Genomic DNA, 18,599 nt, shown 5'->3' on the forward strand with positions numbered 1-18,599 from the left:
AACATAGTATTATGAGCATACCAGCAAATTTAAAGTACACAAAAGATCACGAATGGGTTAGCATCGAAGGAGATGTTGCAACTGTAGGAATTACTCATTTTGCACAAAAAGAGTTAGGAGATATCGTGTATGTTGAAGTAGAAACTTTAGATCAGACACTTGATAAAGATGAGGTTTTTGGAACAGTTGAAGCTGTAAAAACAGTATCTGATTTATTTTTACCTTTAACAGGAGAAATTATTGCTTTTAATGACAGCCTGGAAAGTGCACCTGAAACGGTAAACTCTGATCCTTACGGAGCTGGATGGATGATTAAAATAAAAATTGCTGATGCATCAGAAATAGATTCATTATTATCTGACGAAGCTTACAAACAACTTATCGGTGCCTAAACAATTCCTGCTGCTCTGGGCAATATTATGCTCAGGTATTATTACTTATTTTTGTTTAACGGATTCAAGTAATATCCCTGCTGTAAGTTTCCCGAGTATAGATAAAATTGTACATTTTTGTTTTCATTTTGGATTTACAATCTCATGGATTTTGTTCTTCAAAAAAGAACTTAAAGGGAAAGCTCCTGATGATTATAAAGCTTATCTGATTTCGTTTATATTTTCTGTTTTTTTTGGAATAACAATCGAAATCCTGCAAGGTGTTTTTACAGTCACAAGAGCGTCTGACGTAACTGATGTTTTAGCAAATGCACTTGGAGCTCTAGTTGGAGTTTTTACTGCAATAGCTTTTAAAAAGCAAATAGATAAAATATAAGAATATAATTACCCACTTCGGTGGGTTTTTTATTGCCAAAAAATCAAGCTCTAAAAAGTGTGTTTTTTTCTGAATTTTAAATGTATTTTTGTCGCAATTCCATATCATCATGAATGTTAAGCAATATTTAGATTCGACCTACTTAAAAACTGCCTCGCAAGCCGGACTTTCGGAAGCAGAAAATACTATCGTGGTTAAGAATGCAATTCAGGAAGCGATTGTAGAAGGTTTTAAGTTAATAATGATCCGTCCTGAACATGTAGTTTTGGCCAAGGAAATGATTTTGAAAGCCAATTCAACTTTATTGGTGGGGACAGTAATCGATTTTCCGGAAGGAAAAGAAAATTTGGAAACTAAAATTAAAGAAGCTAATAAAGCCATCGAAGACGGAGCAGACGATCTTGATTTTGTCTGCAATTATGAAGCTTTTAAAAACGGAGAAACTGATTTAGTAAAACAGGAAATCTTAATAGGGACACAAATTGGTTTAGCGAACAATAAAACAGTAAAATGGATTATTGAAGTTGCGGCTTTGAGCGATAAAGAAATTATCCAGCTTTCGGCTTTGATAAAAAATGTTGTTATATCGCATTTTAAAGAAGATGATTATGCTTCGGTTTTTGTAAAATCGTCAGCCGGTTTTTATGAAACTCAGGATAACTTGCCAAACGGAGCGACAGTTCCCACTATTATAATAATGTTAGAAAATGCATCGCCTTTGTCAGTAAAAGCTGCCGGAGGAGTTCGATCTTATGATGATGCGATAGAAATGATTCGTTTAGGAGTTAAACGTATCGGAACTTCGGCTGCAAAAGCAATTGCAAACGGAGAAAATACCACAAATCAATATTAAATGAAAACCTACATTTACGTAAATAAGATTTTCTTATCTTTTATTTTGACATTCTCTGCCTTGTCTGTTTTTTCACAAGAGAATAATTCTTCGATCAAGCAGGGTTTTACATCAGAACAATTTCCTGTTTTTGCAAATTGCGAAAATTTACAATCAAAAAAATTAGAGAATTGTTTTTATAAAGAAGTTCAGGATTTTGTTTTTCAAAACTTTGAAGTTCCTGAAAATTTAAAACAATCAAACTATAAAGGCGAAGTAAAAGTGCTTTTTGAAGTAGATGCCAATGGAGAGTTTAAAGTGATTTATGTGAATGCTGCAAATGATGCATTATCAGAAGAAGCAAAACGTGTTTTTAGAAAATTTCCTAAAATAAAACCTTCAACTTATAATGGAAAACCAACCTATTCGAAATATACCATTTCGATTGATATTCCATTAAAAAGCGCAGATCAAATTGCTGAAGAAGCTTTGGCGGCAGCCCAAATTTTAAAACCGGTCGAAAAACCAATGACAGAACTGGATAGTATTGTATATAAAAAATACAATAATCCAGAGTTCGAAAGTCATTTGAATATCCCTTTCTCACACAGTTACTATGCACAATTTGATGGCGCTATGAATCAAGTGGGGAGTAATAATCATACTGCATCAAAACCCTATACCTATGCTGAGGTTTCTAAGTATTACAATTTAAAAGCAGTAAACGAATCACTTCAAAAAAATGTTTCAACTTGGTTAGGAAGAAAATTCTGGAACGAAAATCTGGTTCAGATTCAGGGTGAAGATTACTGGCTGTCCTTAAATCCTATTCTTGATTTGCAATTGGGTAAAGCGTCAGATATTGATGCTTCGTACACTTACGTAAATACACGAGCCTTAAATTTTAGAGGAGGTTTAGGAAAGACCCTTAATTTTACAACAACAGTTTTTGAAAGCCAGGGACGATTTGCGGGTTATTATAATGATTATGCCGAAACACTAAAACCTTCAGGAGGAAATCCGGCCATTATTCCGGGTATGGGAATCGCAAAAAGATTTAAAACTGATGCTTACGATTTTCCTTTAGCGGAAGCTAATATTACTTTTGCTCCAAGTAAGTTTTTTGATTTTCAGTTAGGATACGGAAGAAATTTTATTGGAGACGGATATCGTTCTTTGTTCGAAAGTGACGGTGCAAGTCCTTATCCTTATTTTAAAATTAATACCAATTTCTGGAAAATAAAATATACCAACACTTATATGTGGCTTAAGGATGTTCGTCCTGATGTTACATTAGAGAAAACTTACGCGACAAAATTCATGGCGAATCATTATTTAAGCTGGAATGTGTCGAACAAACTGAATTTAGGTTTCTTTGAATCGGTTGTTTGGACAGATACAAATAATAGAGGTTTTGATATTAATTTCGTGAATCCGATTATTTTTTATCGTTCAGTAGAATTTTCATCATCTTCAAGAAGTGGAAATGCACTTTTAGGAATGTCAGGAAAATACAAATGGAACAATAATGTGAATTTATATGCTCAGTTTTTACTCGATGAATTTTCAGTAGGCGATATGGCGGCTGGAGAAAATAGCTGGAAAAATAAATTTGGATATCAATTAGGTGCAAAATATTTCAATGCTTTTAAGATAAAAGATTTATTAGTGCAATTAGAGTATAATCATGTACGTCCTTATGTGTATTCTCATAGTGCTGTAATTACCAATTACGGACATAATAATCAAAGTGTCGGGCATCAATGGGGCGGTAACTTTGAGGAATTCGTTGCAATTGGACGTTATCATAAAGGACGTTATTATGCTGATGCTAAATTTACGGTTGGGAAGCGCGGTTTAGATTTTGATACTGCCGAAGACAGCTATAACTACGGTGGTAATATCTACAAAAGTTACGATGTAGACCGACCTTACGATAAAGGTGTAAAAGTAGGTCAGGGTAATAAAACAAATGTTTTTATTGCCGATATTCAGGCAGGATATGTAATAAATCCCATGACCAATTTGAAATTATTTGGAAGTTTGATTCACAGAAATTTTGATCCAACGCAGGAAACAGTAACAACTTTTAAACAAAATACAACCTGGTTCAGTATCGGATTACGTTCAGATGTCTTTAATTGGTATTTTGATTACTAGTTTTTAATAAGATTTTTCGAAATAATTATGTTAAAGATTTGCAAGTCCTTATTCTGTAAAGGTTTTATTGAAAAAAATCTAATTTTATAGGTCAGTATTCTACAATCTAATTTGTACATTTGCACCACTCAAAAAAAACATACAAACAAATACCGTATTGAACGCTACTAAAAATACATTTTCAATAAAATCAATATTTAACGATTTCAAAGAGATTACCAAGGCTGGTTTAGCGATCAGTGTACTATTCTCTTCGATTGCCGGATATTTGTTAGGTGTTAATGATGCACATCCGTTTAAATGGAGTGTTTTATTGGTTTTAATGATTGGTGGATATTGCATGGTTGGGGCTTCTAATGCTTTTAATCAGGTAATTGAAAAAGATATCGATTCATTAATGGATCGTACTAAAAATCGTCCCGTTCCTTCAGGGCGTATGTCACCAAAAATGGCTTTGCTTGTAGCAAGTTTACTTACTATTATTGGTATTTCACTATTATATACAATCAATGCGAAGTCGGCAATGTTTGCTGCAATTTCAATATTTTTATATACAAGTGTTTATACGCCTTTAAAAACAGTAACTTCGTTATCGGTTTTTGTGGGTGCTTTTCCGGGTGCAATTCCTTTTATGTTAGGCTGGGTTGCGGCAACCGGAGAATTTGGTATCGAGGCAGGAACGCTTTTCTTAATTCAGTTTTTCTGGCAGTTCCCACATTTCTGGTCAATTGGCTGGTTTTTATACGAAGATTATGAAAAGGCCGGGATATTTATGCTGCCAACAGGTAAAAAAGACAGAAAGACTGCTTTGCAGATTATTTTATATACAGTTTGGCTTATTATAGCGTCATTGCTTCCTTGTTTAGGATTTACAGGACAATTATTTATTACGCCAATTGCAGCAGTATTAGTGTTTTTGTTAGGTTTATGGATGTTGTTTTATGCAGTACGTTTGTATCAGTTAAGAACCGCAAAAGCAGCCAGAACATTAATGCTGGTAAGTGTTTCGTATATTTCGTTACTGCAAATAGTATTTATAGTAGATAAATTTTTAAGATAGTTATGGAAATGACAATGACAATGACAACAGGTGAAGAGCAATTAAGAAAAGCGAAATCAGCAAAACTGATTTTGTTATTTGCAATGGTGAGCATGACAATGATGTTTGCCGGACTTACAAGCGCATTTGTGGTAAGTAAATCAAGAGCCGACTGGTTGAAGAATTTTGAATTACCAACGGCATTTTATTATAGTACAGCAGTAATTATTGGTTGCAGTATTACTTTTTATCTGGCAAAGAAAGCTATTCAAAAAGATAATAGAGGTGCAACTACAGCATTACTTTTGGGTACATTGGCTTTAGGAGTTTTATTTGTGGTTTTACAGTTTGTAGGTTTTGGACAAATCGTAAAAAGTGGTTATTATTTTACTGGAGAAGGTAGTTCAATTACTACAACTTTTCTTTATGTAGTTACTGTAACACACCTATTACACTTGGCTGGAGGTTTGATTTCACTTTTAATTATAATTTATAATCATTTTAAACAAAAATACAATTCGACTCAAACTCTTGGTATAGAACTAGGTGCGATGTATTGGCACTTTTTGGATTTATTGTGGGTATATTTATTTTTATTTTTATATTTCTTTAAATAAGAAAAAAACGTAAATTTGGGAACTTTTTAACGAATATCTTTTATGGAAGCGACAGTTACTACTGCAAACAACGAAAAAAATTGGGGAGGCGGGCATGAGATCCAGCCATTAGGAGCGAGTTATGGTAAAATGATGATGTGGTTTTTTATCGTATCAGATGCCTTGACATTCTCTGGATTTTTAGCAGCTTATGGTTTTTCTCGATTTAAATTTATCGAAACCTGGCCTTTGGCAGATGAAGTGTTTACTCACTTCCCATTTATGCACGGTGTTTCGGCTCCGATGTATTATGTAGCCTTAATGACTTTTATTTTGATTTTCTCATCTGTAACAATGGTTTTAGCTGTTGATGCAGGTCACCAAATGAAAAAAACAAAAGTTGCAATCTACATGTTTTTAACTATTATTGGAGGTATGATTTTCGTTGGTTCTCAAGCTTGGGAATGGAAAAACTTCATTAAAGGTGAATATGGTGCTGTTGAAACAGTAGGAGGAAGTTTATTGCAGTTTGTTGATAAAGATGGTAAAAGAGTAGCTCTTGAAGAGTTTGCTGTAAAATTACCTAATCAGCCGGAAGAACTTACAAGAGCAAAAGCAAAATGGTTTATGGAAAGTGCTGAAACAGTACCAACATATTCTGTAGCAGATATTCAGGCAGGTTTTAAAGCACATCCTGAATTATTAATAAGAACAGAACACCTTACAGCAGAAAAGAAAAAAACAGTTTTAAGCAGAGCAGAATCTGAAGAACGTTTAAGTACTGCAAAATATGTTGTAGAAGGAGCGAACTTAACAAGAAACGAATACGGAAGTAAATTGTTTGCTGATTTCTTCTTCTTCATTACAGGATTCCACGGTTTTCACGTAATTTCAGGTATTATCATTAATATCATTATTTTCTTTAATGTATTATTGGGAACTTATGAAAAAAGAAGAAGCTACGAAATGGTAGAGAAAGTTGGTTTGTACTGGCACTTTGTCGATTTAGTTTGGGTATTTGTATTTACAGTTTTCTACTTAGTTTAATTTTAGATTTTAATTATTATGTCACACGAACACGTATCAAATACAAAAAGAATCTGGTTTGTTTTTGGATTGCTATCTGCAGTAACTACAGTAGAGGTTATTCTTGGAATTATTAAACCGGGAGCATTAGAATTTAATCATTTTTTAGGTTTGAATTTATTGAACTGGATATTTTATATCCTTACAATATTCAAAGCATATTATATAGTATGGGCATTTATGCACATGGAAGGTGAAAAAAGCAGCCTTAGATGGTCAGTTGTTTCGCCAGTTATTTTCCTAGTTTTATATTTATTGTTTATTCTGTTGACAGAAGGACATTATATTTATGGGGTTTTTAAAGATTCTACCATTAAATGGAATTTTTAACATGATATTAATTCGAAAAGAGTCCCGATAACATCGGGATTTTTTTATTTTTGTACCTCAATAACTTCGGTAATAAAATGAAAAAAAATATAGTTCTCTTTGTTCTTTTTGTTTTGCCAATTGTAGCGTATTTGTTTTTTGCTTCAGGTGTAAACAGCTTTACTAAACTTCCAACAATAACTCCTAAAATTGCCGACTTTGGTAATTGGAAATCCCTTAAAGGAGAAAAAGTATCCTTAGATAATAAAATTACAATTCTTGGTTTTTCAGGAAATGAGATTTTAAAAAACAGAGGTAACTTTTTTAATCTAAACGAAAAAATTTATCAGCGTTATAACGGCTTCAAAGATTTGCAATTTGTAGTGGTTTGTCCTTTGGGAACAGAAAAAGATGCGAAGAAAATTGTAGAATCATTAGGAGCTTTTACAGACGTTTCAGGCTGGCATTTTGTTTTTGCTTCTCCTGAGGAGATTAAAGTGTATTATGATCAATTGCATCTGCAAGGAAAGTTAGATCAAAACCTTGGTACTTCGAATGTTTATATCGTAGATAAAGAACGAAATCTAAGAGGCCGAAAAGATAAAGAAGAATATAAAGAAGGGTATAATACTTTTCATCCTTCTGAGTTAAGCAATGAAATGCTTGACGATTTCAAAATTATTCTATACGAATATCGTGCAGCTCTAAAAAAGAACCACAACGCAACAAAAGAACTTTAATCTTTATATCATGTTTAAAAATAAATCATATATCGGAATTTCGTTTATTATTTTAATTTTCGGAATTTATGCCGTGCCTAAAATTGTTGACAGAATATCAAATGGCGAAGTTGTAAAAGGTAATCGTTTGGATAATGTTGGGTTAAAAACATCAAAAGCTGATGCGAAGTTGATCACAATTGGACCAGCACCTAAATTTGCATTAACGAATCAGGATAATATTAAAGTTTCAAACGACACTTATAAAGGTAAAGTTTATGTTTTAGAGTTTTTCTTTACGACTTGTCCTTCAATTTGTCCAAAGATGAATTTAAGCATGCTTGAAATTGAGAAGACCTTTTTTGGAAATCCTAACTTCGGGATTGTTTCCATTACTATAGATCCTACGCACGATACACCACAGGTTTTAAAAGATCATGCAAAATTATTAGGCGTAAAATCTTCGAACTGGAATTTTCTAACGGGCGATAAAGCTACTATTATGGACTTATCAAATAAAGGTTTTAATCTTTATGCCGGCGAGAATGAAAAAGTAAGCGGTGGTTTTGAACATTCAGGTTTATTTGCATTGATTGATAAAGATGGAAATATTCGTTGCAGAAAAGATGAATTTGGGAACCCAAACATCTATTACGACGGACTGGATAAAAAAGGAGTTAGAGATATTCAGGAAGATATTAAAATATTATTAGCAGAATAAAGATGGAAGATCATTCATTAGAAAAAAAGTATAGCAAACTTATTGTTGCGGTTTCAATTATTATTCCGGTTGTAGTGGCTATTTTATTCGGTGTTAAATTGAAAGATTTTGGTGTCAATGTAGAGCCGCTTTCGTTTTTACCTCCTATTTATGCCACAACAAATGGTATTACGGCTATTGTTTTAGTTTGGGCGGTAATTGCTATTAAAAACGGAAAACAAAAGCTTCACGAACGTTTAATGACTTTTGCTATTGCATTATCGGTTGCATTTTTAGTGATGTACGTGGCTTATCATATGACTGCTGATTCTACCAAGTTTGGTGGGGAAGGTGCAATACGATATGTTTATTTCTTTATTTTGGTAACACATATCCTATTGTCTATTGCAATTATACCATTGGTATTAATAACTTATGTAAGAGCTCTTGCAAAACGCTTTGACAGACATAGAAAAATAGCTAAAATAACATTTCCACTTTGGCTGTATGTTGCAATTACAGGTGTAGTGGTTTACTTAATGATTTCTCCTTATTATGTTTAAAATAGAAAATAGAATAAAGAATAAAGAAAATAGAGTAGAAGGCAAATTTAAGAGTTCTTTTTTATCGAAATGCCTCTATGTTCTATTCTCCATTTTCTTTTCTCTCAGTGCTAACGCTCAATGTGCGATGTGTCGCGCTGCACTTGCAGGGGATTCGAATACTAAAAAAGCTGAAGCTGTAAATAACGGAATCGTTTATTTGATGGTGATTCCTTATTTATTGGTCGTTGTAATTGGAGTTCTTGTTTATAGAATGTACAAATCGAAAGCAAAAAAAGCAGAATAAATTTTATTCTGCTTTTTTTTTATTTTTGTTCTATTTCAATCCATCAACAGAAACATTTACCGTTCCGTTTATTTTTATAAAAGCGATAATCGCCTGATTGGTCAGCTGGATTTTATCAAACTGAATGTCTTCCATTTTTCCATTTACAAAAACACCCGGCATTGGCGAATAGTTTTTAAGATAATTGGCCATGGTCTTTTTACCTTCTTCTAAATTGGGCTGAATCGAGTAGCGGCAGCTTTCTTCCATTTTTCTTAATATATAACCTTGGCCCAGCCAGCTTGCAGTTCTCATTAATTTGCTTTTGGTATCTAAAACATAATCAAGGTTTTCAAAATAAATTTCTTTTGTCTGAGGGTTGTATTGTGGAACTCCATTTAAGTAAAGTGTTCCGTTTATTGATCCTAAAACATCAAGTGCAATAACCATTTTGCCGTTTTTGTGCCAGATCGAAACATTTTTTACGGTAATTTTTTTTCCGCCGGAACCAAATTCCTGACCTGCAAAATTTTTGGTCATGATCTTTGAAGCGTCTATATAAGTAGAAATGGCTGCAATATTCGCTGAAATTTGATTTGGGATTTTTGTTACCGGTTTCAATACAATTTTACTGGCACTGTATCTGGATTCAGGTTGTTTCCCTACAATAGTTTCCATATTGCATTTCATTCCCATATCTAGTAAAAACAAATCGTTCTTAAGTTTAGCATTGGTAGAATAAACTTCAATAGGAACAATTCTTAGCCAGCTCTCATAAGTATCGCTCATCTGGAATGGCGTACAGATTTTTTCTAAAGCTGTTAAAACATTTGGTTTAAAATCCATCGACTGTTCGATCGCTTCATCAATTTTCTTTTCAATTTTCGATTTAAAAATAGAAATCGCAGGATTTACTAAATAAGTAATAGGCATGCTTTTTCCAAATACCATCATGGTTGGACTTTCGTTCCAGTCTAAAGATTTGAATTCGGTTTTTGTATTTAATTTCCAGTTCGTCAAAGCCACTTCGCTGGATAAAGTGATTACACCATTTAAATTAAATTCTCTAACATCGTAAAGTTCTACCCCAAGTTTTTTTGTGCCTATTCTGTATTTGATGGTGGCTTTTAGAGGCAGAATTGTTTTTATTTTTTTGTTCGGGTTTGCAGGATCGTTCTGAATTTTTATGGGAGCCTGTTTCCAGATCTTCATTTCGATATCATCATCTTCGATGTTGTTGTCTTCGTAAATTAAACCATTCAATAAAGTATTGGTTTGGTTTTGAATGTCGCTCAGTTTTACAGTGATGGGTAAGTTAATAAACGAAGGATTTGCATCGTAAACTAACGGACTTGCGTCATCTGGTTCTGGTTTTAGCGTTTCTAATTTTTGAGTTGTCGAACAACTGGTAACAGCGGTAAGTACCGTAAACAGAGAAATAATTGAAAAAAACTTCATCTTTAAGATTTTTTTAAGTGATGCAAAATTAAGAAAACAATTATATTATCTTAAAAAAGTGTAACAATAGATATAGAATTGAGTCTTATTGTAATAGCTAAACGGAATTATTAACGTTTCATTATCATAAATTACTTAATAAAAATGTTATTATTGTTTTAAAATTTAACAATACCATGATCGAAATCAAAGATTTACACAAGTCCTATAAAATGGGAAATTCAGAGTTACATGTGTTAAAAGGGATTAATTTTAATATCGAAGAAGGAGAATTAGTAGCGATTATGGGATCGTCAGGATCTGGAAAATCTACGCTCTTAAATATTTTAGGAATTCTTGATGAAGCAGATTCTGGTAGTTATATTTTAGACAAGACTCCAATTAAAAATCTAAACGAAACAATAGCGTCCAGATATCGAAATAAATTTTTGGGGTTTGTATTTCAATCATTCAATTTAATAAATTATAAAACAGCACTTGATAACGTTGCGATGCCTTTGTACTATCAGGGTATAAAGCGAAAAGAACGTTACGAGATTGCAATGAAATATTTAGAGAAAGTAGGTTTAGGCTCACATTCGCATCATTTGCCAAATGAGCTTTCAGGAGGTCAAAAACAGCGTGTTGCAATAGCCAGGGCATTGGCTTCAAACCCGAAAGTTTTGTTGGCAGATGAGCCAACAGGAGCTTTGGATACTAAGACTTCTTATGAAGTTATGGAACTTATACAGGGAATTAACGATGAAGGGAAAACGATTTTAATCGTAACACACGAACCTGATATTGCTGCAATGTGCAAAAGAAATGTGGTCCTGAAAGACGGATTAATTATCGATGATAAAAAAGTAGAACAAGTTAGAGCGTCATCTTATGTTTAATATTGAACGTTGGCAGGAAATCTTTGAAGCAATCTCTAAAAACCGGTTAAGAACATTTCTTACCGGAGTTTCTGTGGCATCAGGAATTTTTATTTTAGTGATTTTGCTTGGTGCGGGTAAAGGCCTTCAAAATGGAATTCAAAAGCAATTTGAACAAGATGCTGTTGGAATCATTGTTGTTTGGTCGGGGACTACCACAAAACCTTATAAAGGGTTGAATCCGGGGAGACAGATTCAATTTAGAAACGGTGATTACAATGCATCGGTACAGAAATTTGAAGATAAATTAGATTTAAGGGCCGCTAGTTATAACTTTTGGGGAGGCGCTTTTTCATACGGTAAAGAATCAGGAAGTTACCAATATAGAGGAGTTGATCCCGATTTTGCAGGTGTAGAAAATGTCACTGTTGTTCAGGGTCGATTTATTAATAACAGTGACCTTGCTAACAACGAGAAAGTAGCTGCTATTGGAATGAAAGTAAAAACAGATTTATTCAAAGACAGTGATCCTTTAGGTAAAGAAATTTTAATAAATAATGTCAATTTTAAAGTTGTAGGGGTTTTTACAGATCCGGGAGGAGAACGAGAAGAAGCGAGAGCTTATTTGCCTAAAACAACAGTGCAACGCGCTTTTGGAGGTGGAGATAAAATAAGTAATTTATTTTTTACTTTAAAAAAGACAGATAATTATGATCAGGCTCTGGCGCAATCTCAAAAATTTACTCAGGATTTGAAGGATCTTCTTAAGAGCAGAAACACCGTAGCTCCTGCTGATGATAGTGGCGTTGGTGTTTACAATTCTGTAGAAGAAGGGAAGAAATTTTATGATTTAAACCTTTATATCCGATTGTTTTTCTGGTGGGTTGGTATTTGTACTATTATTGCCGGAGTTGTAGGAGTAAGTAATATCATGCTTATTATAGTAAAGGAAAGAACCAAAGAAATCGGAATTAGAAAAGCTTTGGGAGCATCGCCATTTTCTATTGTTTCTATGATACTTCATGAATCTATTTTTATTACCACTATTGCTGGTTTTGTTGGATTACTGGCTAGTTTATTATTGTTAGAATTTGTGGGGCCTATGGTTCAAAGTGAATATTTCAGAAACCCTGAAGTAGATTTCAGCGTAGCCTTAACCACATTGGTATTGCTTGTCTTTGCAGGTGCAATGGCAGGATTTTTCCCAGCATACAGAGCAGCCAAAATAAAACCTATTGTAGCACTTAGAGACGAATAATTATGTTTAATAAAGATAATTGGGATGAGATTTTACAGGCTTTGACAGCTAACATTTTCAGAACGGTCCTAACTGCATTTGGAGTATTTTGGGGAATATTTATTTTGGTAATATTACTTGCAGCCGGAAAAGGCCTTGAAAATGGTGTGAAAAAAGATTTTGACGGAATAGCGACTAATACTATGTTTATGTGGAGTCAGACTACCTCAAAAGCATATAAAGGTTTGCCTAAAACACGTCGTTATGATTTTAAAAATAGTGATGTGGCTTCTTTAAGAGCTGCGTTTCCGGATTTGTTGTATGTTTCGCCCAGAAACCAGTTAGGGAATTCTAGTAGCGGAACAAACAATGTGGTACGTGGTACAAAAACATCTGCTTTTTCTGTTTACGGAGATTATCCTGAATTGATCAAGCAACAGCCAATGGACATTATAAAAGGCCGTTTTGTAAATCAGCAGGATATTGAGCAAAGAAGAAAGGTAGCTGTGATTGGAAAAGGTGTTATTAGCGAACTTTACGGAAAAGAAGAGGAGGCTATTGGGACTTACTTAAAAATAAACGGAATCAATTTTATGGTAGTGGGAGTTTATAATTCGAAGCAGACCGGTGGAAATGCAGAGGAAGAACAAAAGAATATATTTGTACCCTTTACTACTTTTCAGCAAGCTTTTAATTATGGTGACAAAGTAGGATGGATGGCTATTACAGCAATAGATGAAGTTTCTATTACGGATTTAAAGCCAAAAATTTTTGATCATATGAAGATGCTTCATTCGGTACATCCAAAGGATGATCGTGCTATTGGAAACTATGATATGTACGAACAATTTGGTAAAGTGCAAAGTTTGTTTGATATCTTAAAAATCATTGCTTATTTTGTAGGATCTTTAGTGCTTATTTCAGGGGTTATCGGAATCTCGAATATTATGCTGATTGTAGTTAAAGAACGTACGAAAGAAATCGGGATTCGAAGAGCCTTGGGAGCGACTCCGGGAGCAATTCGAAGTCAGATTTTATCAGAATCTATATTTTTGACTATTATATCAGGTATGTTTGGTGTTGCTGTGGCAACTGGGGTGATTGCGTTGCTAAATATGGCATTAGATTCGATGCCGCCGGGAAGTAATACTATGTTTTCTAACCCAAGCGTAGATTTAAGAGTTGTATTTGTTGCGTTATTAATATTAGTAGGATCAGGTTTGCTGGCAGGATTTATTCCGGCGCAGACCGCAATTAATGTGAAGCCCGTAGACGCTTTACGAACAGAATAAATTATCAATCAAAATATAATCGATTAAACCAAAAACAAAATGAAAAAAGGAGTAACCGTAACCATTTTAATCTTTATTGCTATAGTTTTCTTTGGCGCACTATATTATTTGTATGCTAAAAACCAACAATCTCCAATTGTTTTTCAAACTGAAAAAGCAGAGGTTAAAACAATCGTAAAAACGGCAATTGCAACCGGTAACATTCAGCCTGATGAAGAAGTTCTAATCAAACCAAACATTTCAGGTATTATAGAAGAAGTATATATCAAAGCGGGAGAGAAAATCAAAGCGGGAGATATGATCGCCAAAATTAGAGTAGTAGCTAATGTATCTAATGTTAGTAATACCCAAAATCAGGTACAAACGGCTAAAATTGCTTTAGACAATCAGGAAAAAATCTATAAAAGACAAAAAACTTTGTTTGATAAAGATGTGATTTCTGCAAATGATTTTGATGCGGCTCAATTGGCTTATACGCAGGCAAAACAAAATTATCTGGCTGCAAAACAAAGCTTAGATATCGTAAAAACAGGAACAACAACATCATTGGGAAGTTATGCTAATACCCTAATTCGCTCAACGGTAACGGGAATGGTTTTGGCAGTTCCGGTAAAAGTAGGGAATCAGGTTATCGAAAGTAATAATTTTAATGAAGGAACTACAATTGCAAGTGTTGCTGATGTTGGAAGAATGATTTTTATTGGAAAAATTGACGAATCTGAAGTAGGTAAAATCAAAGAAAAAATGCCAATTGAAATTACAGTTGGAGCTATCGAAAACAAAAAATTCGAAGCTGCTTTAACAGATATTGCTCCAAAAGGAGTGGTAGAAAACGGAGCGATTCAGTTTGAAATAAAAGCCAAATTAGAAAATAGAGATGCCACTTTTATCAGAGCCGGTTTAAGTGCAAATGCTTCTATCATTTTAGAAAAAGCAGAAAAAGTTTTGGCTGTTAAAGAGTCATTGGTTCAATTTGATAAAAAAACACAAAAACCATATGTTGAAATTGAAACAGCTCCTCAAAAATTTAAAAGACAAGATTTGGTTTTAGGAGTTAGCGACGGAATTTATGTTCAGGTGAAAAGCGGACTTAAAAATACTGATAAAATTAAAATATGGAATCAGGGTTTGATCAATGAAGGAGAGAAAAAATAATTTGAAAGTATAAAAGAGTTTTTGGTTTTAAAAAATGTTAAATTTGCGTAGCATCGTTTTACTGCGCTTTCATTCAAAATATATGAAAATAAATAAATATAATAGTCTTGTTTTTGCCATGCTTTTCGGGTTTGGTTTATCATCTCAGGCACAATCAAAACAATGGACATTAGAAGAATGCGTTCGTTATGCATTAGATAATAATATCACTATAAAATTATCAGAATTGGATGTTAAAAATGCAGCAATTGATAAAAAAGGTGCATTTGGTAATTATCTTCCATCAGTAAGCGGAGATGCTTCACACTCCTGGAACATAGGTCTTAACGTTAACCCTGTTACTAATATTGCTACCACTCAAACTACACAATATTCTTCAGTGGCAGTTAATGCAGGAGTTGATATCTATAAAGGGTTGCAAAATCAAAATACATATCGAAGAGCTAAGCTTTCTATTATAGCATCAAAATATCAATTATTAAAAATGCAGGAAGATATTTCGTTGAATGTAGCCAATGCATTTTTGGAAATTCTTTTTAATAAAGAAAATTTAAAAGTAAAAAAAGAACAATTGTCCATTGATCAAAAACGTTTGGCGCGTTCTCAGGAAATGGTGAATGCAGGTACAATTCCGCGTGGTGATTTATACGATTTAAAAGCTACTGAAGCAACAGATCAACAAGCAATAATTGTTGCTGAAAACAGTTTATTAATTTCCAAATTAAGTTTAGCGCAGCTTTTACAATTAAAAGAATTTGCAGATTTTGATGTTGTAGACGATACAAATGCAAAAGATGAAAATAATATCCTGGCGCAGACGCCGGTTGATATTTATAACAAAGCCAAAGAAATAAGAACAGAATTAAAATTGGCTCAAACGAATCTTGAAGTGGCAGAAAAAAATGTTGCTATTGCAAGAGGTGCTTATCAGCCAACACTTAGAGGTTTCTATCAATTTAGTACCAGAGCCAGTTATAGCGACAGAGTTATAGGTGTTGATGCTAATAATCAGCCGGTTTTAGCTGGTCCTCTGCCAATTTTTGATCAGTTCAGTGATAATAAAGGACATAATTTTGGTTTTCAATTGAGTGTTCCTATTTTTAATGGCTTCTCAGTTAAAAATAATGTTGAGCGAAATAAAGTAAGTTTAGAGAAATCTAAAATAGATTTAGAGCAAAAAAGTTTAGATTTGCAACGTAACGTTTACACTGCTTTTACAGACGCAAAAGGAGCTTTAAATGCTTATGAATCATCAACGGTAACTTTAGAAGCAAGACAGCAGGCTTACAATTATGCAAAAGAAAAGTATGATGTTGGTTTGATGAATTCATTCGATTTTACACAGGCTCAGACATTGTTAACCAATGCTCAGTCAGACGTTATCAGAACAAAATACGATTACATGTTCAAAATAAAAATACTTGAATTCTACTTTGGAATTCCAATAGTTCCAATTATCACAAAATAATTTATTATGTCAAAAAAAACAATTTATTTCTTACTAGGTGGTGCAGTAGTCATTATCGCAGTTTTAATTGGTCTTTCGAAAGCGGGAGTAATAGGAAATAAAGATGAAGGAAAAGAAGTAGAGGTTTCAAAAGTAATAGCTTCAACCATTGTTGAAACGGTATCTGCAACTGGTAAAATTCAGCCCGAAATCGAAGTGAAGCTTTCCTCTATGGTGTCGGGCGAAATTATTGCACTTAACGTGAAAGAAGGACAAGTTGTAAAAAAAGGAGATTTGCTGGTTAAAATAAATCCTGATTTATATACCTCCGGATTAGATCGTTCTGTTGCTAATTTATCTGGAACTAAAGCAGGTTTAACACAGTCTGAAGCAAGTTACAAAGAAGCAAAAGCAAGTTACGAACGTAATAAAACTTTGTATGATAAAGGAGTAATCTCAAAATCAGATTGGGACAAAGCTATTTCTACTTATGAAGTAGCAAAAGCAACAAGACAAAATGCTTATTATAATGTTCAGAGTGCTTCGGCATCTGTTACAGAAGCAAGAGATAATTTAGGGCGTACCTTAATTTACGCTCCTGCTGCGGGAACAATTTCGGTTTTAAATGTCGAATTAGGAGAGCGTGTTTTGGGAACGCAGCAAATGGCAGGAACAGAACTTTTGAGAGTCGCAAACCTAAACAATATGGAAGTTGAAGTAGATGTCAACGAAAATGATATTGTAAAAGTAAAAATTGGCGATGAAGCCAATGTTGAAGTGGATGCTTATCTAAAAAAGAAATTCAAAGGTACGGTAACCAGCATTTCTAACTCTGCAAGTACAACGCTAACATCTGATCAGGTAACGAATTTTAAAGTAAAAGTTCGTATCCTGAAAGAATCCTATCAGGATTTGTTAGAAGGGCAGCCTGACACTTATTCGCCTTTTAGACCAGGAATGACAGCGACCGTAGATATTATTACAAGAACCAAAAGTAATGTTTTGGCAGTGCCTATTAGTGCTGTAGTTGTAAAAGCAGACACTACTGCTGTAACCGCGGTTAAGATTGAAGAACCAAGTGACGATAAAAAAGCAGCTCCAAAAAGCGACAAAAAATTCGAATGTGTTTTTGTTAAAGTAGGGGATAAAGCAAAAATCAGAGTCATTAAAACAGGTATTCAGGACGATACGAATATTGAAGTAATGACAGGATTAAAACCTGGTGATGTGGTGATTACCGGACCGTATACAACGGTTTCTAAAGAACTGAATTCTGGTGATAAAGTCAAGCTTAAAAAAGCTGATTTGCCTAAGAAATAAATAAAATCTCTTTAGAGATATTGTCAACCTGAGCGAAGTCGAACAATTGGAAAGTAAAAAGAACTTCGACTTCGCTTAGTCTGACCTATTAATAATAACATTAAAAAAATAATACATTGTCTTTTATCCTAAATATAGAAACGGCTACTAAAAATTGCTCAGTGTCCATTGCTAAAAATGGAGCAACAATAGTTTGTAAAGAAATTGCTGAAGAAGGCTATTCTCATGCCGAAAAGCTGCATGTTTTTATAGAAGAAGTAATTGCCGAAGCTGGAATTTCGGTTCAGGATTTAGCAGCTGTTGCCGTAAGTCAGGGCCCTGGTTCATACACGGGTTTACGAATCGGAGTTTCGGCAGCAAAAGGATTGTGTTTCGCTTTAAATATTCCCCTTATTGCAGTTGATACGCTACTGACTTTAGCATCGCAAGCCAATGTTACTGATGGAAAAATTATTCCGATGCTTGATGCGAGAAGAATGGAAGTTTATAGTGAAGTTTTTAATGCTGGTTTAGAAGTTGAAAGAGCAATAGAAGCAGAAGTTATTACAGAAGATTCTTTTGCAGCATATACAGAAACGGTTTATTTTGTAGGTGATTGTGCCGAAAAATGCAAACCGGTTTTAACGAAAGAGAACTTCGTGTTTTTAGAAGAAATCAAATTTCCTTCGGCTGCTGCAATGAGCAAAATCAGTTACGATAAATATCAAAAAAGCGACACTGTAGATGTCGCTTATTTTGAACCGTATTATTTAAAAGATTTTATGATGGCACCTCCATCAAAAAAACAATAAACCAT

At 33.8% G+C, this 18,599-nt stretch carries 20 protein-coding genes; 19 read left to right on the forward strand and 1 reads right to left on the reverse strand.

What is annotated here, in order from left to right; translation table 11 throughout:
* Positions 1-11: 11 nt before the first annotated feature.
* The 12 genes from gcvH (at position 12) to LNP81_RS09190 (ending at position 9,058) form a co-directional block, all read left to right on the forward strand.
* Complete coding sequence (gene gcvH, locus LNP81_RS09135) at positions 12-392, forward strand: glycine cleavage system protein GcvH (protein ID WP_056188370.1); 381 nt, start codon at positions 12-14, stop codon at positions 390-392.
* A complete protein-coding gene (locus tag LNP81_RS09140) occupies positions 385-768 on the forward strand; it encodes a VanZ family protein (protein ID WP_230035182.1) in 384 nt (127 codons plus the stop codon). The genes gcvH and LNP81_RS09140 overlap by 8 nt, the downstream gene beginning before the upstream one ends.
* A gap of 109 nt (positions 769-877) precedes the next feature.
* The gene (deoC, locus tag LNP81_RS09145) at positions 878-1,621 is read left to right on the forward strand and encodes a deoxyribose-phosphate aldolase (RefSeq protein WP_230035184.1); all 744 of its coding nucleotides are present in this window, start codon (positions 878-880) and stop codon (positions 1,619-1,621) included.
* Entirely contained in the window at positions 1,622-3,760 is a 2,139-nt protein-coding gene (locus LNP81_RS09150) for an energy transducer TonB (protein WP_230035186.1), read from the forward strand.
* A gap of 157 nt (positions 3,761-3,917) precedes the next feature.
* On the forward strand, positions 3,918-4,820 hold the full coding sequence (gene cyoE / locus LNP81_RS09155) for a heme o synthase (protein ID WP_230035188.1): 903 nt from the start codon (positions 3,918-3,920) through the stop codon (positions 4,818-4,820).
* 8 nt (positions 4,821-4,828) lie between these two features.
* Positions 4,829-5,416, forward strand: a complete 588-nt coding sequence (locus LNP81_RS09160) for a cytochrome c oxidase subunit 3 (protein ID WP_230035191.1) — start codon at positions 4,829-4,831, stop codon at positions 5,414-5,416.
* A gap of 42 nt (positions 5,417-5,458) precedes the next feature.
* Entirely contained in the window at positions 5,459-6,442 is a 984-nt protein-coding gene (locus LNP81_RS09165) for a cytochrome c oxidase subunit 3 (protein WP_230035193.1), read from the forward strand.
* 18 nt (positions 6,443-6,460) lie between these two features.
* Entirely contained in the window at positions 6,461-6,811 is a 351-nt protein-coding gene (locus LNP81_RS09170) for a cytochrome C oxidase subunit IV family protein (protein WP_230035195.1), read from the forward strand.
* 77 nt (positions 6,812-6,888) lie between these two features.
* Positions 6,889-7,530, forward strand: a complete 642-nt coding sequence (locus LNP81_RS09175) for a hypothetical protein (protein WP_230035197.1) — start codon at positions 6,889-6,891, stop codon at positions 7,528-7,530.
* Between the two features lie 10 nt (positions 7,531-7,540).
* The gene (locus tag LNP81_RS09180; protein WP_230035198.1) at positions 7,541-8,230 is read left to right on the forward strand and encodes an SCO family protein; all 690 of its coding nucleotides are present in this window, start codon (positions 7,541-7,543) and stop codon (positions 8,228-8,230) included.
* Positions 8,231-8,232: 2 nt separating this feature from the next.
* The gene (locus LNP81_RS09185) at positions 8,233-8,772 is read left to right on the forward strand and encodes a DUF420 domain-containing protein (RefSeq protein WP_230035199.1); all 540 of its coding nucleotides are present in this window, start codon (positions 8,233-8,235) and stop codon (positions 8,770-8,772) included.
* Positions 8,765-9,058, forward strand: a complete 294-nt coding sequence (locus LNP81_RS09190) for a hypothetical protein (RefSeq protein ID WP_230035200.1) — start codon at positions 8,765-8,767, stop codon at positions 9,056-9,058. Before LNP81_RS09185 ends, LNP81_RS09190 begins: the two co-directional genes overlap by 8 nt.
* Positions 9,059-9,088: 30 nt before the next feature.
* On the opposite strand, the gene LNP81_RS09195 is transcribed toward LNP81_RS09190, so the two are convergent.
* Positions 9,089-10,495: a DUF4403 family protein gene (locus LNP81_RS09195; protein WP_230035201.1), complete on the reverse strand. Its 1,407-nt coding sequence runs from the start codon at positions 10,493-10,495 to the stop codon at positions 9,089-9,091.
* A 176-nt stretch (positions 10,496-10,671) separates the two neighbouring features.
* On the opposite strand from LNP81_RS09195, the gene LNP81_RS09200 reads away from it, so the two are divergent.
* The 7 genes from LNP81_RS09200 (at position 10,672) to tsaB (ending at position 18,594) form a co-directional block, all read left to right on the forward strand.
* The gene (locus LNP81_RS09200; RefSeq protein WP_194618052.1) at positions 10,672-11,373 is read left to right on the forward strand and encodes an ABC transporter ATP-binding protein; all 702 of its coding nucleotides are present in this window, start codon (positions 10,672-10,674) and stop codon (positions 11,371-11,373) included.
* Positions 11,366-12,610: an ABC transporter permease gene (locus LNP81_RS09205; RefSeq protein ID WP_230035202.1), complete on the forward strand. Its 1,245-nt coding sequence runs from the start codon at positions 11,366-11,368 to the stop codon at positions 12,608-12,610. Before LNP81_RS09200 ends, LNP81_RS09205 begins: the two co-directional genes overlap by 8 nt.
* Positions 12,611-12,612: 2 nt before the next feature.
* The gene (locus LNP81_RS09210) at positions 12,613-13,881 is read left to right on the forward strand and encodes an ABC transporter permease (protein ID WP_230035203.1); all 1,269 of its coding nucleotides are present in this window, start codon (positions 12,613-12,615) and stop codon (positions 13,879-13,881) included.
* Positions 13,882-13,920: 39 nt separating this feature from the next.
* Complete coding sequence (locus LNP81_RS09215) at positions 13,921-15,036, forward strand: efflux RND transporter periplasmic adaptor subunit (RefSeq protein ID WP_230035204.1); 1,116 nt, start codon at positions 13,921-13,923, stop codon at positions 15,034-15,036.
* 82 nt (positions 15,037-15,118) lie between these two features.
* A complete protein-coding gene (locus LNP81_RS09220) occupies positions 15,119-16,504 on the forward strand; it encodes a TolC family protein (RefSeq protein ID WP_230035205.1) in 1,386 nt (461 codons plus the stop codon).
* 6 nt (positions 16,505-16,510) lie between these two features.
* Positions 16,511-17,803, forward strand: coding sequence for an efflux RND transporter periplasmic adaptor subunit (locus tag LNP81_RS09225; protein ID WP_230035213.1), 1,293 nt, complete (start codon positions 16,511-16,513; stop codon positions 17,801-17,803).
* A 116-nt stretch (positions 17,804-17,919) separates the two neighbouring features.
* Positions 17,920-18,594 carry a tRNA (adenosine(37)-N6)-threonylcarbamoyltransferase complex dimerization subunit type 1 TsaB gene (gene tsaB / locus LNP81_RS09230; RefSeq protein ID WP_230035215.1) on the forward strand — a complete coding sequence of 225 codons (675 nt, stop codon included), beginning with the start codon at positions 17,920-17,922 and terminating at the stop codon, positions 18,592-18,594.
* Positions 18,595-18,599: the final 5 nt, after the last annotated feature.

Source organism: Flavobacterium piscisymbiosum (assembly GCF_020905295.1).
GTDB lineage: Bacteria > Bacteroidota > Bacteroidia > Flavobacteriales > Flavobacteriaceae > Flavobacterium > Flavobacterium piscisymbiosum.

What these genes read in the sequence shown, in the direction of transcription:
- gcvH (WP_056188370.1), top strand. Translation starts at nt 12, where the DNA reads ATGAGCATACCAGCAAATTTAAAGTACACAAAAGATCACGAATGGGTT.
- deoC (WP_230035184.1), top strand. Translation starts at nt 878, where the DNA reads ATGAATGTTAAGCAATATTTAGATTCGACCTACTTAAAAACTGCCTCG.
- LNP81_RS09150 (WP_230035186.1), top strand. Translation starts at nt 1,622, where the DNA reads ATGAAAACCTACATTTACGTAAATAAGATTTTCTTATCTTTTATTTTG.
- LNP81_RS09160 (WP_230035191.1), top strand. Translation starts at nt 4,829, where the DNA reads ATGACAATGACAATGACAACAGGTGAAGAGCAATTAAGAAAAGCGAAA.
- LNP81_RS09165 (WP_230035193.1), top strand. Translation starts at nt 5,459, where the DNA reads ATGGAAGCGACAGTTACTACTGCAAACAACGAAAAAAATTGGGGAGGC.
- LNP81_RS09170 (WP_230035195.1), top strand. Translation starts at nt 6,461, where the DNA reads ATGTCACACGAACACGTATCAAATACAAAAAGAATCTGGTTTGTTTTT.
- LNP81_RS09175 (WP_230035197.1), top strand. Translation starts at nt 6,889, where the DNA reads ATGAAAAAAAATATAGTTCTCTTTGTTCTTTTTGTTTTGCCAATTGTA.
- LNP81_RS09180 (WP_230035198.1), top strand. Translation starts at nt 7,541, where the DNA reads ATGTTTAAAAATAAATCATATATCGGAATTTCGTTTATTATTTTAATT.
- LNP81_RS09185 (WP_230035199.1), top strand. Translation starts at nt 8,233, where the DNA reads ATGGAAGATCATTCATTAGAAAAAAAGTATAGCAAACTTATTGTTGCG.
- LNP81_RS09190 (WP_230035200.1), top strand. Translation starts at nt 8,765, where the DNA reads ATGTTTAAAATAGAAAATAGAATAAAGAATAAAGAAAATAGAGTAGAA.
- LNP81_RS09195 (WP_230035201.1), bottom strand. Translation starts at nt 10,495, where the DNA reads ATGAAGTTTTTTTCAATTATTTCTCTGTTTACGGTACTTACCGCTGTT.
- LNP81_RS09200 (WP_194618052.1), top strand. Translation starts at nt 10,672, where the DNA reads ATGATCGAAATCAAAGATTTACACAAGTCCTATAAAATGGGAAATTCA.
- LNP81_RS09205 (WP_230035202.1), top strand. Translation starts at nt 11,366, where the DNA reads ATGTTTAATATTGAACGTTGGCAGGAAATCTTTGAAGCAATCTCTAAA.
- LNP81_RS09210 (WP_230035203.1), top strand. Translation starts at nt 12,613, where the DNA reads ATGTTTAATAAAGATAATTGGGATGAGATTTTACAGGCTTTGACAGCT.
- LNP81_RS09215 (WP_230035204.1), top strand. Translation starts at nt 13,921, where the DNA reads ATGAAAAAAGGAGTAACCGTAACCATTTTAATCTTTATTGCTATAGTT.
- LNP81_RS09220 (WP_230035205.1), top strand. Translation starts at nt 15,119, where the DNA reads ATGAAAATAAATAAATATAATAGTCTTGTTTTTGCCATGCTTTTCGGG.
- LNP81_RS09225 (WP_230035213.1), top strand. Translation starts at nt 16,511, where the DNA reads ATGTCAAAAAAAACAATTTATTTCTTACTAGGTGGTGCAGTAGTCATT.